The following is a 14,503-nucleotide window of genomic DNA, read 5'->3' as shown; positions in this document are numbered from 1 at the left end:
CGTGGCGTGACGATGGGCCGCTCAGGCGGCCAGCTTCGAGATGTCGGCGACGCAGTTCATCTGCTGGTGCAGCGCCGACAGCAAGGCGAGCCGGTTGGCACGCAGCGCCGGATCCTCGGCATTGACCATCACGTCGTTGAAGAAGGTGTCGACCGGCGCGCGCAGCGCGGCCAGCGCCGACAGCGCGCCGGTGTAGTCGCGCGCGGCGAGCTGCGACTGCACGCGCGGCGCGACCTCGGCCAGCTGCGCGGCCAGCGCCTGCTCGGCCGGCTCGGCCAGCAGCGCCGGCTGGATCGCGCCGGGCGCGGCGCCTTCCGACTTCTTCAGAATGTTCGAGATCCGCTTGTTGGCGGCCGCCAGCGCCTCGGCTTCGGCCAGGCGCGTGAACTCGCGCACCGCGTCCAGGCGCGCGATCAGCTCGTCGATGCGGGTCGGCTCGAGGCCCAGCACCGCGTCGATCTCGCCGGCGCTGTAGCCGCGCTCGCGCAGCAGGCCGCGCAGTCGATCGAGGAAGAAGGCGAAGATCGCGTCGGTCGAATCGGCCACCCCGGCGATGCCGGCGAAGCTCGCCTGGGCGGCGCGCAGCAGCTCGACGATATCGAGCGGCAGCTGCTTCTCGAGCAGCAGGCGCAGCACGCCCAGCGCGTGACGGCGCAGCGCGAACGGGTCCTTTTCGCCGGTCGGCGCGAGGCCGATGCCCCAGATACCGACCAGGGTCTCGAGCTTGTCGGCCAGCGCCACCGCGGTGCTGACGGCGGCCTCGGGCAGCGTGTCGCCCGAGAAGCGCGGCTGGTAGTGCTCGGTGCAGGCAACGGCCACCTCTTCCGGCTCGCCGTCGTGGCGCGCGTAGTAGGTGCCCATGGTGCCCTGCAGCTCGGGGAACTCGCCGACCATGTCGGTCAGCAGGTCGGCCTTGGCCAGGCGCGCGGCGCGTTGCGCCAGCGCCGGGTCGGCGCCGATCGCCGGCGCGATGCCGGCCGCGATCGCCTCGATGCGCTCGACGCGCGCGAGCTGCGAGCCCAGCTTGTTGTGATAGACCACGTTGGCCAGGCGCGGCACGCGATCGGCCAGGCGCGTCTTCTTGTCGGTCTCGAAGAAGAACTTGGCATCGGCCAGGCGCGGGCGCACCACGCGCTCGTTGCCCTCGACGATCTCCACCGGCGTGGCCGTCTCGATGTTCGAGACGATCAGGAAGCGCGAGCGCAGCTTGCCGGCCGCGTCGGTCAGCGCGAAGTACTTCTGGTTGGTCTGCATGGTCAGGATCAGGCATTCCTGCGGCACCTGCAGGAACTCGTCCTCGAAGCGGCAGGCATAGACCACCGGCCATTCGACCAGCGAGGCGACCTCGTCGAGCAGGGCCTCGGGCATCACCACCGTGTCGCCGCCGGCCTGCTCGGCCAGCGCGGTGCGGATCTGTTCCTTGCGGTCGACGAAATGCGCGATCACGCGGCCGCGTTCGCGCAGCGTCTCGGCGTAGCCGGCGGCCGAGCCGATCGCGACCGCGCCGCTCGACAGGAAGCGGTGGCCGAGCGTGGTGTCGCCGGCATCGATGCCGAACGCGGAGACCGGCACCACGTCCGTGTCGTGCAGCACCGTGAGGCGATGCACCGGGCGCACGAACTGCACGTCGCTGCCGTCGGGGCGCTGGTAGGTCATCACCTTGGGAATCGGCAGCTTGTCGAGCGTTTCCTTGAGCGCGGTCTGCAGGCCGTCGGCGAGCGTGACGCCCGGCGCCGAGTAGTTCAGGAAGAAGGCCTCGGCCTTGCCGTCCTGGGCGCGCTCGAGATCGGCGATGCCCAGCTCGGGGCGGCCGAGCGCGGCCAGCTTCTTGGCCAGCGGCGGCGTCGGGTTGCCGTTCGCGTCGAGCGCGACCGACACCGGCAGCACTTTCTCGCGGACCTGGCGCTCCGGCGCGACGGCGCGCACGTTGAGGATCAGCACCGCCAGGCGGCGCGGCGTGGCGAAGCGTTCGAACACGGCTTCGCCGTCGATCAGGTCGCGCGCGGCGAGGCGCTGGGCCAGGCCTTCGGCGAAGGCGTCGCCGAGACGCGCGAGCGCCTTGGGCGGCAGTTCCTCGGTCAGCAGTTCGACCAGCAGGGGAGCGGTATGGGTGTGCGTCATGATGGGGGGAATCTCGTCAGTCCTGATCGATCTTGCGTTCGGCCTTGAGGGGCGGCACCCAGCCGGGCTGGGCCGCGTCCTGCGCGTCGGTGGTGAGGCCCGGCACGCCGCGCACCGGGTTGCCGATCATCGGGAAGCCGAGCGCCTCGCGCGATTCGTAGTAGGACTGCGCGACCAGGCGCGACAGCGCGCGAATCCGGCCGATGTAGGCCGCGCGCTCGGTGACCGAGATCGCGCCGCGCGCATCGAGCAGGTTGAAGGTGTGGCCGGCCTTCAGCACCAGTTCGTAGGCGGGCAGGGCGAGCTTCGCCTCGATCATGCGCTTCGCTTCCGACTCGTAGCTGTTGAAGAAGCCGAACAGCAGCTCGACGTTGGCGTGCTCGAAGTTGTAGGTCGACTGCTCGACCTCGTTCTGGTGGTAGACGTCGCCGTAGCTGAGGCGGCGGATCTCCGGGCCGTTCGGGCCCAGTTCCTCCCATTCGGTCCAGACCAGGTCGTAGACGTTCTCGACCTTCTGCAGGTACATCGCCAGCCGTTCCAGCCCGTAGGTGATCTCGCCCAGCACCGGCTTGCAGTCCAGGCCGCCGGCCTGCTGGAAGTAGGTGAACTGGGTGACTTCCATGCCGTTGAGCCAGACTTCCCAGCCCAGGCCCCAGGCGCCCAGCGTCGGGTTTTCCCAATCGTCCTCGACGAAGCGCACGTCGTTCTGCTTGAGGTCGAAGCCGAGTGCTTCCAGCGAGCCGAGGTACAGGTCGAGGATGTTCTCCGGCGCCGGCTTCATCACCACCTGGTACTGGTAGTAGTGCTGCAGGCGGTTCGGGTTCTCGCCGTACCGGCCGTCCTTCGGGCGGCGCGAGGGCTGCACGTAGGCCGCGCGCCACGGCTCGGGGCCGATCGCGCGCAGGAAGGTGTGGACGTGCGAGGTGCCTGCGCCGACTTCCATGTCGATCGGCTGGAGCAGGGCACAGCCCTGCTTGTCCCAGTAGGACTGGAGCGTCAGGATGATTTGCTGAAACGTGAGCATGAGGGGCCTTCGTGGGCGCTGCGGGCTGCGAATCGGGCGCTGGCGCGAGCGGGCTCGACCGGCGCGCCAGTCCGGCGCGCGGCTTGGCTGGGCGTAAAACGCGTAATTTTACCGGATCGGCGCGACACTGCGGCCGGAACGCCCGCGCGCGGTGGCGGGCGCGCCGATTGCGGGCCGGCGGCGGTGGATTCGATGGCGCGTTCGACGCGTCGCGCGCCGGCTTCGCGGTGGCGTCGAGAGGCAGCGGCCGCGCGCCCGGGAGAGGGCGCCGCTCTTCGTCGTGGCCCGTATCGAGCGCCACATGCGCGGTACCTGCCACGCCTGCACGTACCGCCCGCGCGGCGTGCGAATCGCGAGGCGCACGGTAAGATGCCGCATCCGCCCAGCCGACCCACGGACCGCCGCCGCTCATGTTCAGAACGCCCGTCGACCCGCAGTTCCCCTTCTACCCGCCGCTGCTCGAATTCCTGCGCGAGGCCGCCGCCGCCGGCGAGGCCGGCCGCGCCGAGGCGCGCGCGACATGGCTCGACGCGGCCTCGCGGCTGCATTCGCTCGACTACGAGGCGCTCGCGCGGCTCACCGTGACCCTGCTCGAACACCAGCGCTACGGCGACGCGGCTGAATTCGCGAGCTGCCTGTGGCGCGTCGAGCCCGAGGTGGCGGCGCTCGCCTTCAACTGCGGTTACGCGTTGCAGATGGGCGGCCGCCATGCCGAGGCGATCGCGCCGTATCGGCGCGCGCTGGAACTCGCGCCCGATTGGCCTTCGCTGCGCAACAACCTGGCGATCGCGGTGCGGATCTCGGGCGGCGACCCGGCCGAGGAACTGGCGCTGCTGGAGCAGGCGGTGGCCGCCAATGCGCGCGACGAGCAGGCCTGGATCAACCTGGTGGTCGCCTACCGGGCCCGCTACGATCTGGCGCGCTCGATCGCGGCGGCCGAGCGCGCGCTGGCGCTGGCCCCCGACAGCGCGCTGGCGCAGAACAATGCCTCCTGCGCCTACAAGGAGGCGCAGCGCTGGGACGAGGCGGAGCGCTGCGCGCGCCGCGCGCTGGCGCTGTCGCCCGACGACGCCTCGTTCCGTTTCAACCTGGCCATCATCGAACTCGCGCGCGGCAACTTCGCCGACGGCTGGCTTGGCCACGAGGCGCGCTGGCAGGGCTCGAGCGAGCTGCGCGGCGGCCATCCCGCGCTGAACGCGCCGCGCTGGCGCGGCGAGCCGCTGGCCGGCAAGACCTTGCTGGTGTGGGGCGAGCAGGGCATGGGCGACCTGCTGCAGTTTTGCCGCGCGATTCCGCTGCTGGCCGAGCACGTGCACCGCGAGGGCGGCCGGCTGGCCTGGAATTCCTTCCCGCAAATGGGTGAGCTGCTGTCGCGCAGCCTCGGCGCGCATGTCGATCTCTATTCGAGCGACGTCTCGCTCGATCGCCTGCCCGCCGCCGACTACCAACTGCCGATCGGCAGCGTGCCCTGGCAGCTCGGCCTGCCCGACGCGGCCAGCGGCGCGAGCGTGCCCTACCTGCGCGCCGACGCGGCCGCGTGCGACGCCTGGCGTGCGCGCTTCGCGGCCGAGGCGCGGCCCGGCGAGCGCCTGCGGGTCGGGCTGGCCTGGACCGGCAGCGCCGGCCATCAGCGCAATCCGTTCCGGCGCGTGGGCCTCGATCGCTACGCGGCGGCCTTCGCCGGCATCGAGGGCGTGAGCTTCCATTCGCTGCAGCCGGGGCTCGGTGCCGAGGTCGAGGCCGCGCGCGCCGCCGGCCTGCCGATCGTCGATCATTCGGCCGAATGGCGCAGCTTCGACGACACCGCCGCCTATCTCGGTGCGCTGGACCTGGTGATCACGGTCTGCACCTCGATCGCCCATCTGAGCGGCGCGCTGGGCCAGGCGAGCTGGGTGCTGCTCGACGTCAATCCGCATTGGGTCTGGCAACACGAGCGCCGCGACAGCCCGCTCTATCCCTCGGCGACGCTGTACCGTCAAGCGGCCTTCATGCAATGGACGCCGGTGCTCGAGGCGGTCGCGCGGGACCTGCGAGCCTTGGCCGGCGCGGGCGGCGCCTGGTAAGGCGCACTGCGCGCACCGGGGCGGGCAGGAAAGCGAGGGGAGACGAGGGAAGGCGAGGGGAGACGAGGAGGCCGGGGCCGGGCCGATCAGCGAATCAGGACCGGTAAGCGAACCGGCGCCGCGCGAGCGGCGCCGATCGATCCCGCGCTCAGCCGCGCCGGCGCAGGCGCGGGCCGGCCAGCAGCGCGAAGCCGAGCAGCACCAGGGCGAGCGCGAGCACGATCGCATTGCCGCTGGCGACGAAGGGCGTGATGCCCTGGGTGCCCTCGACGGTCACGTCGAGCGAGCCCAGCGTGAAGGGCTTGAGGCGACCGATCACGCGGCCGTGCGCGTCGATCGCGGCGGTCATGCCGGTATTGGTGGCGCGCAGCATCGGCCGGCCGGTTTCGAGCGAGCGCATGCGCGCGATCTGCAGATGCTGGTCGAGCGCGATGGTGTCGCCGAACCAGGCGAGGTTGGTGACATTGACCAGGATGCCCGGCGAAGGCGTGTTGTCGCGCACCGTGGCGGCGATCTCCTCGCCGAAGATGTCCTCGTAGCAGATGTCGGCCATCACCGGCTGGTTGTGCACCAGGAACGGTGCCTGCACCGGCGCGCCGCGCGCGAAATCGCCCAGCGGCATCTTCATCAGCCTGACGAACCAGTGGAAGCCCCAGGGGATGAACTCGCCGAAGGGCACCAGGTGGTGCTTGTCGTAGTGATAGATGTCGGTCGAGCCCGGCGTCACGCCATACAGGCTGTTGGTGTAGTCGGTCAGGCTGCCGTCGGGCAGCACCTTGTCGCCCACCGCGCCGAACAGCACCGAGGTGCCGGTCTTGTCGACGAAGCTGCGCACCGCCTTGGCGAAGGGCAGCGGAATGTCCTGGATCATCACCGCGATCGCCGTCTCGGGCGTGACCACCAGGTCGGCCGGCTTCTCGGTGATCATCGTCGTGTACATCTTGATCGCCGCGTCGATGCCGGCCTGCTCGAACTTGACGTCCTGCTTGACGTTGCCCTGCAGCAGGCGCACCCGCAGCGGCTGGTTCTCGGGCTGGGTCCAGGGCACCCGCGGCAGCAGCAGGCCGGCGGCCACCAGCGCGGCGGCCAGCGTGGCCGGCGCGAGCGCACCGCCACGTCCTTCACGGGCACGCACCACCGCATTGACCACCAGCGCCGCGAACAGCGCCAGCACCCAGCCGATTCCATAGACACCGACGAGCGGCGCATAGCCGGCGAACGGCCCGTCCACCTGCGGATAACCGCTGGCCAGCCACGGGAAGCCGGTAAACACCGTGCCGCGCGCCCATTCGCCGATCGCCCAGGCGCTCGCGAACGCCAAGGCGCCGTGCCAGCTCGGCGCGAACGCGCGCCCGGCGCGCTTGCCCGAAGCCAGCGCCCAGGCCAGCGCGGACAGCGCCGGATAAACCGCCAGGTACAGGCAGAACAGCGCCAGCGCGCCGCCCGCGATCCAGGCGGCCATCTCGCCATACACGTGCATGCTGATGTACAGCCACCAGATGCCGGATAGGAAATTGCCGAAGCCGAAGGCGGCGCCGGTCAGCGTGGCCTGCCAGCGCGTGCCGCAGCGCGCGAGCTGGGCGAAGAACCAGACGAACACCAGCAACTGGAGCCAGCCGCCGTGTGGAGTGGGGGCGAAGCTGAGGGTATTGGCCGCGCCGGCGAGCAGCGCGGCGGGGAAATGCCAGCCGGGCAGCGCGCGGCCGCCGGAGCCGCCCGAGGCGAAGGTGGCGCCGCGCCGCGCGCGGGTCGGGAACGATTCGGCCATGTGGTCGAAGGGTGGAGCGTTGAGGGAGGCCGGACGATCAGTCGTCGCCGGCCGATTCGCCGCGGCGGCCGGCGAGCGGGTCGCGGCGCACCAGCAGCACGTGGATCTGACGCGCGTCGCCGCGCTGGATCTCGAAGATCAGCTTGCCCAGCCGCAGCTTCTCGCCGCGATGCGGGACCCGGCCGAAATGGTGGGTGATCAGCCCGCCGATGGTATCGACCTCGTCGTCGGGGAAATCGGTGCCGAACGTCTCGTTGAACTGGGTGATCTCGGTGAGCGCGCGCACGCGGTAGCGGCCGTCCGGCGCCGAGATGATATTGCCGGCTTCCTCGTCGAAGTCGTATTCGTCCTCGATGTCGCCGACGATCTGCTCCAGCACGTCCTCGATGGTGATCAGGCCGGCCACGCCGCCGTATTCGTCCACCACGATCGCGAGGTGGTTGCGGTTCACGCGGAAGTCGTGCAGCAGCACGTTCAGGCGCTTCGACTCCGGGATGAACACGGCCGGGCGCAGCATGCCGCGCACATCGAATTCGTCTTCGGCGTAGAAGCGCAGCAGGTCCTTCGCGAGCAGCACGCCGATCACGTTGTCGCGGTTCTCTTCGTAGACGGGGTAGCGCGAGTGGGCCTTCTCGAGCACGAAGGGGATGAAATCCTCGGGCTTGTCGGCGATGTTGATCGCGTCCATCTGGGCGCGGGGCACCATGATGTCGCGCGCGCAGAGGTCGGAAACCTGGAACACGCCCTCGATCATCGAGAGCGAATCGGCGTCGATCAGGTTGCGCTCGTGCGCGTCTTGCAGGATTTCGAGCAGCTCGCCGCGCGATTCGGGCTCGGGCGAGATGAAGTCGGTCAGGCGTTCGAGCAGCGAGCGCTTTTCGGGAGGTTTGTCGGTGGACTTTCGACTGGGATACGAATCGTTCATGGTGGTGCGCCCGGCAGGTGCGCAGGCGCGTTGTCACGGAGTTGGGAAGGATACACCAAGGGCGTGGCGCTGCCGTGTCGGCCGGATGGCGGACGCGGCGGCCGGCCCGGCGGCGCTGGGCCCATCCTAACCCGGAATCGGCGCGGGCCCAAGGCGGGCCAAAAATCGCGCTTCGCGGGCGCCGCGAACGAAATGAACGGCGCGGCGGCGCGGCCGGTCGGGTTCAGGCGCAGCGCGCTAGCAGCGCTTCCAGCGCGCGATCGGGGATCCCGCTCTCGCGCAGCGCGGCGACGGTGCGCGTCACGTAGTCGAGGGTGGTGCCGTAGCGGCCCTCGGCGGAGCCGAACACGGCGCGGAACACCTCGTCGGACAGCTTGCCGGTATAGGTGGGCGCCTCGCGGCGCATCACGAAGGCCAGCGCCCGCACGCGCTGGCCGGTGCTCAGCGTGCAGGGCAGCCAGGCGGGCCGGTACGAACCCATCGGCATCTCGCGCTTCCAGAGCGTTTCGAGATGCGGCATCGCGCTGGAGCCGGCGATCCGGAACGCCACGCCGCTGCAGGAGCCGCCGCGATCGAGCGCCAGCACCAGGCCCGGCCGTTCCGGCGTGCCGCGGTTCACGCGCGACCACAGGTAGAGCCCGCGATGGTAGCCGTGCACGCGGCCATGGACCTTCTCGACGGTCGGCAGCCCCGGGTTCCAGATCAGCGAGCCATAACCGAACAGCCAGAGATCGGCGCGGCGATCCCAGTCGGCGAGGCTCGCGTCCAGCGAGCTGGCGAGTTCGTCCTCGCTGAGCAGCCGGCCGCTGCCGATCGGGGGCGGGTAGGCGTTGGAGGCGGGAATCGGGGTGCTCACGGAATCCTGGCGGCCGCAGGCGGCTCGGGTTGATCGGGGAAGGAACGGATGACGCGACGGACCCGGGCCTTACAGATAGGGGTTCGGGAAACCGAGCTTGGCGAGGATGTCGATCTCGAGCGCCTCCATCTCGGCGGCGTCTTCCTCGCCGCGCTCGTGATCATACCCCTGCGCGTGCAGCGCGCCGTGCACCAGCAGGTGCGCGTAGTGGGCCACCAGCGACTTGTCCTGCTCGCCGGCCTCCTTCTCGACCACCGGGCAGCACAGAACGAGATCGCCGATGGTGGTGCCGTCGGGCGCCTGGTCGTAGGCGAAGGTCAGCACGTTGGTGGGGTAGTCCTTCTTGCGATAGCCGCCGTTCAGCTCGCGACCTTCCTTCTCGCCGACGAAGCGCACCGTCAGTTGCGCATCGGAGAACAGCGCGGTGGACAGCCATTCGGCGATCAGCTTGGGCTTGGGCAGCTTCTTGCGCTGCGAGGCGGCGATCTCGTCGCCGTATTGCACCACCAGCTCGAGCTCGGGCTCGCCGGCGGGCTCCGCGTCGGAGCCGGCGGCCGGCTCGGCGGCCGGCGCGGTGCCGACCTCGGGCGAGGGCTCGGCGCCGACCGACAGCGTCAGGCTGTCGTAGTGCTCCGGGCGCAGGGTCAGGGTGACGCGCTGGCCGGCATCGGCATGCTGCGCGACGATCGCGATCGAGGCTTCGCCCGAGGCGCCCGACAGGTCGAACATCAGCGCGCGGCCATCGGGAAAATCGATGCGCAGGCCTTGCGTCTCGACCGACTTGACCTTGCCGCGGGCGTCGAACAGCGATACGCGCGGCGCGCTCGGGGCGGCGGCCTGGTCAGGCTTGCGGGACTTGTGGGAGCGGGAGGATTTCATGTTGGCGGCGTGGAACGGAATCGCCTGAGCATACACCAAACGGCCAGCCGTTTCGTCCGCCGGAAACGCCTTGCGCGGCGACTGGCGCGGCCCTCGCGCGCCGCCTCGGCGGCCCGGCCCGGCGGGCCTCGGCGCCGATCGGGCGGGGCTCGCCGAGGGGCGCTGGCGTGACGAAATGCGACGGCCTGCCGCGCGGCAGGCCGTCTCCAGATGCGGGCCCGGCGCGGCCTTGCCCGGCCGCGCCGCTCGCTCAGTCGTCCTTGTGCTGGGCGTGGAAGTCGTCGTAGGCCTCGACGATCCGCGCGACCAGCGGGTGCCGCACCACGTCGGCGCTGGTGAAGCGCGTGAGCGCGATGCCGCGCACCTGGCCGAGCACCTGCTGTGCCTCGATCAGCCCGCTCTTGTGGCCGCGCGGCAGGTCGACCTGGGTGGTGTCGCCGGTGACCACGGCCTTCGAGCCGAAGCCGATCCGGGTCAGGAACATCTTCATCTGCTCGGGCGTGGTGTTCTGCGCCTCGTCGAGGATGATGAAGGCGTGGTTCAGGGTGCGGCCGCGCATGTAGGCGAGCGGCGCGATCTCGATCATCTGGCGCTCGAACATCTTGGCGGTCTTGTCGAAGCCGAGCAGGTCGTAGAGCGCGTCGTAGAGCGGGCGCAGGTAGGGGTCCACCTTCTGCGACAGGTCGCCCGGCAGGAAGCCGAGCCGCTCGCCGGCTTCCACGGCCGGGCGCGTCAGCACGATGCGCTTGACCTGGTCGCGCTCCAGCGCGTCCACCGCGCAGGCCACCGCCAGGTAGGTCTTGCCGGTGCCGGCCGGCCCGATGCCGAAGGTCACGTCGTGCGAGAGGATCTGCTTGAGGTACTCGCGCTGCGCCGGGGTGCGCCCGCGCAGGTCCGAGCGGCGCGTGTAGAGCTTGGGCGCCGGCTCCTCGTCGAGTGCCGCGCCGGCCTCGCCCTCGGCCGCGCTCGGCTGGTCGAAGGGATGATCGGGGTCGCCGCGAAAGCGCACGTCGAGCGTCGGCTCGGCCGATGCGCCCCGCGCGCCGTTGCCGAGCTGGCGCGTCTCGACCAGGGCGAGCTGGATGTCGTCGAGCGAGAGCGGATCGCGCGCGCGGTTGTAGAAGTTCTCCAGCGCGGCCAGCGCGAGCTTGGCGCCGCGGCCGCGGATCGCAATCCGGTGGCCGCGGCGCTGCAGCGTCACGTCGAGCGCCTGCTCGATCTGCCGCAGGTTCTCGTCCAGCGGTCCGCAGAGGTTGGCGAGGCGCGCGTTGTCGTCGCGCGGCGCGGTGAATTCCAGGGCTTGGGTGGTTTTCAAGGTGGCGTGGGCTTCCTGCGCTGGGCGCTCGGTGTCAGTGGGTGGCGGTGCTGGCTTCGTCGTGCGCGAGCACCAGCTCGCCGCGCAGCGAATGCGGGTAGGCATGGTTGATCCGCACGTCGATCATCTGGCCGATCAGGCGCGCATGCGAGGCGAGCGGTGCCGGGAAGTTGACCACGCGGTTGTTCTCGGTGCGTCCCGCCAGCTCGTTCGGATCCTTGCGCGACGGGCCTTCCACCAGGATCCGCTCGATCCGGCCGAGCATCGACGCGCTGATGCGCGCGACGTTCTCCTCGATGGTGGCCTGCAGATGTTGCAGGCGTTTGAGCTTGACCTCGCGCGGCGTGTCGTCGTGCAGGTTGGCCGCCGGCGTGCCGGGGCGCGGGCTGTAGATGAACGAGAAGCTGGTGTCGTAGCTCATCTCGTGCACCAGTTGCATGGTCTTGTCGAAATCGGCCTCGGTCTCGCCCGGGAATCCGATGATGATGTCGGTCGACAGCGACAGATCGGGGCGGATCGCGCGCAGCTTGCGGATCAGCGACTTGTACTCGAGCACCGTGTAGCCGCGCTTCATGGCCATCAGGATGCGGTCCGAGCCGTGCTGGACCGGCAGGTGCAGGTGGTTCACCAGCTTGGGCACGCGCGCGTAGACGTCGAGCAGGCGCTGGGTGAATTCCTTCGGATGCGAGGTGGTGTAGCGGATCCGCTCGATGCCGGGCAGCTCGGCCACGTATTCGATCAGGGTGGCGAAGTCGGCGATTTCCTCCGAGCCCTGGGTCAGCGCGCCGCGATAGGCGTTGACGTTCTGGCCCAGCAGGGTCACCTCGCGCACGCCCTGGTCGGCCAGGCCGGCGATCTCGGTGAGCACGTCGTCGAGCGGGCGCGAGACCTCGTCGCCGCGCGTGTAGGGCACCACGCAGTAGCTGCAGTACTTGCTGCAGCCTTCCATGATCGACACGAAGGCGCTCGGGCCCTCGACGCGCGCTGGCGGCAGGTGGTCGAACTTCTCGATCTCGGGGAAGCTGATGTCGACCTGCGAGCGGCCGCTGGCGCGGCGCGCGTCGATCATCTGCGGCAGGCGGTGCAGCGTCTGCGGGCCGAACACCACGTCCACGTAGGGCGCGCGCGCGACGATCGCCGCGCCTTCCTGGCTCGCCACGCAACCGCCCACGCCGACGATCAGGTTCGGATTCGCTTCCTTCAGTTCGCGCACCCGGCCGAGATCGGAGAACACCTTCTCCTGCGCCTTCTCGCGCACCGAGCAGGTATTGAACAGGATCACGTCCGCGTCCTCGGGCCGGTCCGTCTTCACGAGGCCTTCGGAGGCATTGAGCACGTCCACCATCTTGTCCGAGTCGTACTCGTTCATCTGGCAGCCGAAGGTCTTGATGTAGATTTTTTTCGTCATCTGGGTTCGCCGTTCGCAGTGGTTGACCTGGGGGCGTCATTGCGGGTGAATCGGGACGGTCGGCCCGGGGCGCGTCGCGCCTTGCGTCGCCGGCGTCTGCCGGGTGCGGCAGCGGGGCGGGATGGGGACCGTCGGGGAAAGCTTTCCATTATAGCTTTTCGAATTCCGGATCGCCGGCGGCGGCGAGCCGGCTCGCGCCTTGCGGTTGCGCCGTCGCGACATGGGAAAGCATCGGATTCGACCCTTTGACGACACGGCGGTTCGCGGCGCGGCGCTGTCATGAAGATCGCTGAAGATTCCTCTGCGATGCTGATAACAGTGTGAAGATAACTTCGTTTGCTGCCCCGGACCCCGATGCTAGTCTTGCCTGCAATCGAGTTCGCTGCGCGCATCCGGCGCGCTGGAGGCTACCCATGCACACATCCCTCGCGCTGGTGCGCGACCGCGAAGCCGCGGATTCCGCCGCTGCCGTCGCGGCGCTGGCCGCGGCGCCGCACGAATCCTTCGACGCGCTGGAGCGTCTGGTCGGCGTCAACCTGGCCCGGCTGCGCGCCGAGCGCCAGCTCTCGCTGGACGCGCTGGCGCGCCTGTCCGGCGTATCGCGCGCGATGCTCGCGCAGATCGAATCGGCGCGCAGCGTGCCTTCGATCAAGGTGCTCTGCAAGGTCGCGGCGGCGCTGAAGGTCTCGGTGGCCGCCTTCCTGCGGCGCCACGCGGTGCTCGGCTTCGAGCACCTGCCGGCCGAGCGCGCGGTGCGCGTGGTGGCCTCCAACGGCCGCTTCTCGTCGCGCGCGCTGTATCCGGAAGGCGAGCCCGCCACGGCCGAGTTCCACGAGTTGCGCGTCGCGCCGCTGCATACCGAAACCGGCGTGCGCCGCGCGCCGGGCACCACCATCAACCTGGTGGTCAGCGAAGGCACGCTCGAGCTGTCGGTGCACGACCGCCGCCAATTGCTGGCCACCGGCGACGCGATCGTGTTCGATGCCGACCAGCCCTACACGCTGCGCAATCCCGGCGATTCGGAAGCGCGCGCGTTCCGGGTGACCGTCAACGCCGAGGTGCCGCCGCGCTGGGATCTGCCGACGCAGTGAGCGGCTTCGGCCGTCGAGCCGCCACGAGCGGTTGCACGCGCAACCATCGGCGCTCGCCGGCTCCCTGGGCCTGCCAACGAAAACGGCGCGATACGACAGCTGATTCCTGTCGTATCGCGCCGTTTTGCATTCCGGCCGATAGGTATCGCGCCTAGGACTGCACGTCGCCGAATTCGCCGCGCATGCCGGCCGCGACCAGCGCCGGCAGCTCCCGCATCGAGCGCAGGATGCGCGTGACGCCCATCTTGCGCAGCACGCCTTCGTAACCGTCGGGGATATGGCTCGCGCCGACGAAGGCGATCGTCTTCATGCCGGCCGCGCGCGCGGCGGTCAACCCAGAGACGCTGTCCTCCACCACCAGGCAGCGCGAGGGCTCGACGCCGAGCGCGCGCGCCGCGTGCAGGTAGACATCGGGATAGGGCTTGGGCCGCGCGACCTGCTCGGCGCAATACACGCGCTCGCTGAACACTTCGCTCAGCGCGGCGCGCTTGAGCGAATTGCGCACGCGTTCGCCGCGCGCGTTCGAGACCACCGCCGCCGGCAGCGGCACCTGCAGCAGCGCCTCGCGCACGCCGGTGATCGGCGCGAGCGCGCGTGCCAGCTCGGCCTCGACGGCGTGATCGACGGTGGCGACGAAATTCTCGGGCAGGGTGATGCCGTGACGGGCCTCGAGCGAGGCGAGGAACAGGGAGGTGCGCTGGCCGAAGGCGGCCGCCGCGTCGGCGGCGAAGTCGATCGACGGGAACGCGGCGCCGAGCACCTGCAGCAGCACGCGGTCGGCAATCACTTCGCTGTCGACGAGCACGCCGTCGCAGTCGCAGATCAGGTGGTCGAGCATGGAAATCGGCACGAAGCCTACGCTAGGGTGACGACTCGCCATCATACGTGCTTTCGAATCGCCGGCAGGACGTCAGGCGCGATTCATCACGCCGTCGACTTTTTGTTATGGGATTGTTGCGCCGGACGAGTCAGCGGCTCGCATCGCGAGGCGTGGAAACCGGCTCGCGATCGATGCCCGAGGCGATGACGGAGCGCGCGAGCCGCACGCTCCGT

General features: G+C 70.0%; 11 protein-coding genes. 2 read left to right on the top strand and 9 right to left on the bottom strand.

Annotated features, from left to right (window positions below; genetic code table 11):
* Positions 1 to 21: 21 nt before the first annotated feature.
* Together glyS and glyQ are read right to left on the bottom strand one after the other, a co-directional pair.
* On the bottom strand, positions 22 to 2,121 hold the full coding sequence (glyS, locus tag FB600_RS03635; RefSeq protein ID WP_096750218.1) for a glycine--tRNA ligase subunit beta: 2,100 nt from the start codon (positions 2,119 to 2,121) through the stop codon (positions 22 to 24).
* Positions 2,122 to 2,137: 16 nt separating this feature from the next.
* Positions 2,138 to 3,145, bottom strand: coding sequence for a glycine--tRNA ligase subunit alpha (gene glyQ, locus FB600_RS03630; protein ID WP_017921059.1), 1,008 nt, complete (start codon positions 3,143 to 3,145; stop codon positions 2,138 to 2,140).
* 410 nt (positions 3,146 to 3,555) lie between these two features.
* Between glyQ and FB600_RS03625 the strand changes: the two genes are divergently transcribed.
* Positions 3,556 to 5,208 carry a tetratricopeptide repeat protein gene (locus tag FB600_RS03625; RefSeq protein WP_096750219.1) on the top strand — a complete coding sequence of 551 codons (1,653 nt, stop codon included), beginning with the start codon at positions 3,556 to 3,558 and terminating at the stop codon, positions 5,206 to 5,208.
* A gap of 148 nt (positions 5,209 to 5,356) precedes the next feature.
* Here FB600_RS03625 and lnt read toward each other — a convergent pair whose 3' ends face one another.
* From lnt to miaB, 6 genes are all read right to left on the bottom strand, one after another.
* On the bottom strand, positions 5,357 to 6,976 hold the full coding sequence (gene lnt, locus FB600_RS03620) for an apolipoprotein N-acyltransferase (RefSeq protein WP_096750220.1): 1,620 nt from the start codon (positions 6,974 to 6,976) through the stop codon (positions 5,357 to 5,359).
* A gap of 37 nt (positions 6,977 to 7,013) precedes the next feature.
* Positions 7,014 to 7,901: an HlyC/CorC family transporter gene (locus FB600_RS03615; RefSeq protein WP_013699328.1), complete on the bottom strand. Its 888-nt coding sequence runs from the start codon at positions 7,899 to 7,901 to the stop codon at positions 7,014 to 7,016.
* Between the two features lie 223 nt (positions 7,902 to 8,124).
* Positions 8,125 to 8,757: a gamma-glutamylcyclotransferase gene (locus FB600_RS03610; protein ID WP_013699327.1), complete on the bottom strand. Its 633-nt coding sequence runs from the start codon at positions 8,755 to 8,757 to the stop codon at positions 8,125 to 8,127.
* A 69-nt stretch (positions 8,758 to 8,826) separates the two neighbouring features.
* Positions 8,827 to 9,636 (bottom strand): rRNA maturation RNase YbeY, encoded by an 810-nt coding sequence (ybeY, locus tag FB600_RS03605; RefSeq protein ID WP_036033285.1) that lies wholly within the window; start codon positions 9,634 to 9,636, stop codon positions 8,827 to 8,829.
* A gap of 250 nt (positions 9,637 to 9,886) precedes the next feature.
* Complete coding sequence (locus tag FB600_RS03600) at positions 9,887 to 10,951, bottom strand: PhoH family protein (protein ID WP_145756274.1); 1,065 nt, start codon at positions 10,949 to 10,951, stop codon at positions 9,887 to 9,889.
* A gap of 34 nt (positions 10,952 to 10,985) precedes the next feature.
* Positions 10,986 to 12,359, bottom strand: coding sequence for a tRNA (N6-isopentenyl adenosine(37)-C2)-methylthiotransferase MiaB (gene miaB, locus FB600_RS03595; RefSeq protein WP_096750221.1), 1,374 nt, complete (start codon positions 12,357 to 12,359; stop codon positions 10,986 to 10,988).
* A 413-nt stretch (positions 12,360 to 12,772) separates the two neighbouring features.
* On the opposite strand from miaB, the gene FB600_RS03590 reads away from it, so the two are divergent.
* Positions 12,773 to 13,450, top strand: coding sequence for a helix-turn-helix domain-containing protein (locus FB600_RS03590; RefSeq protein ID WP_096750222.1), 678 nt, complete (start codon positions 12,773 to 12,775; stop codon positions 13,448 to 13,450).
* Positions 13,451 to 13,601: 151 nt separating this feature from the next.
* Here the strand turns inward: FB600_RS03590 and FB600_RS03585 are convergent, their stop codons facing one another.
* Entirely contained in the window at positions 13,602 to 14,288 is a 687-nt protein-coding gene (locus tag FB600_RS03585; protein WP_145756273.1) for an HAD family hydrolase, read from the bottom strand.
* Positions 14,289 to 14,503 lie beyond the last annotated feature (215 nt).

The organism is Burkholderia sp. SJZ089, from assembly GCF_007828315.1.
Classification (GTDB): domain Bacteria; phylum Pseudomonadota; class Gammaproteobacteria; order Burkholderiales; family Burkholderiaceae; genus Burkholderia; species Burkholderia gladioli.
The sequence above is the reverse complement of the archived record's forward strand: the minus strand, read 5'-3'. Positions and strand labels throughout refer to the sequence as shown.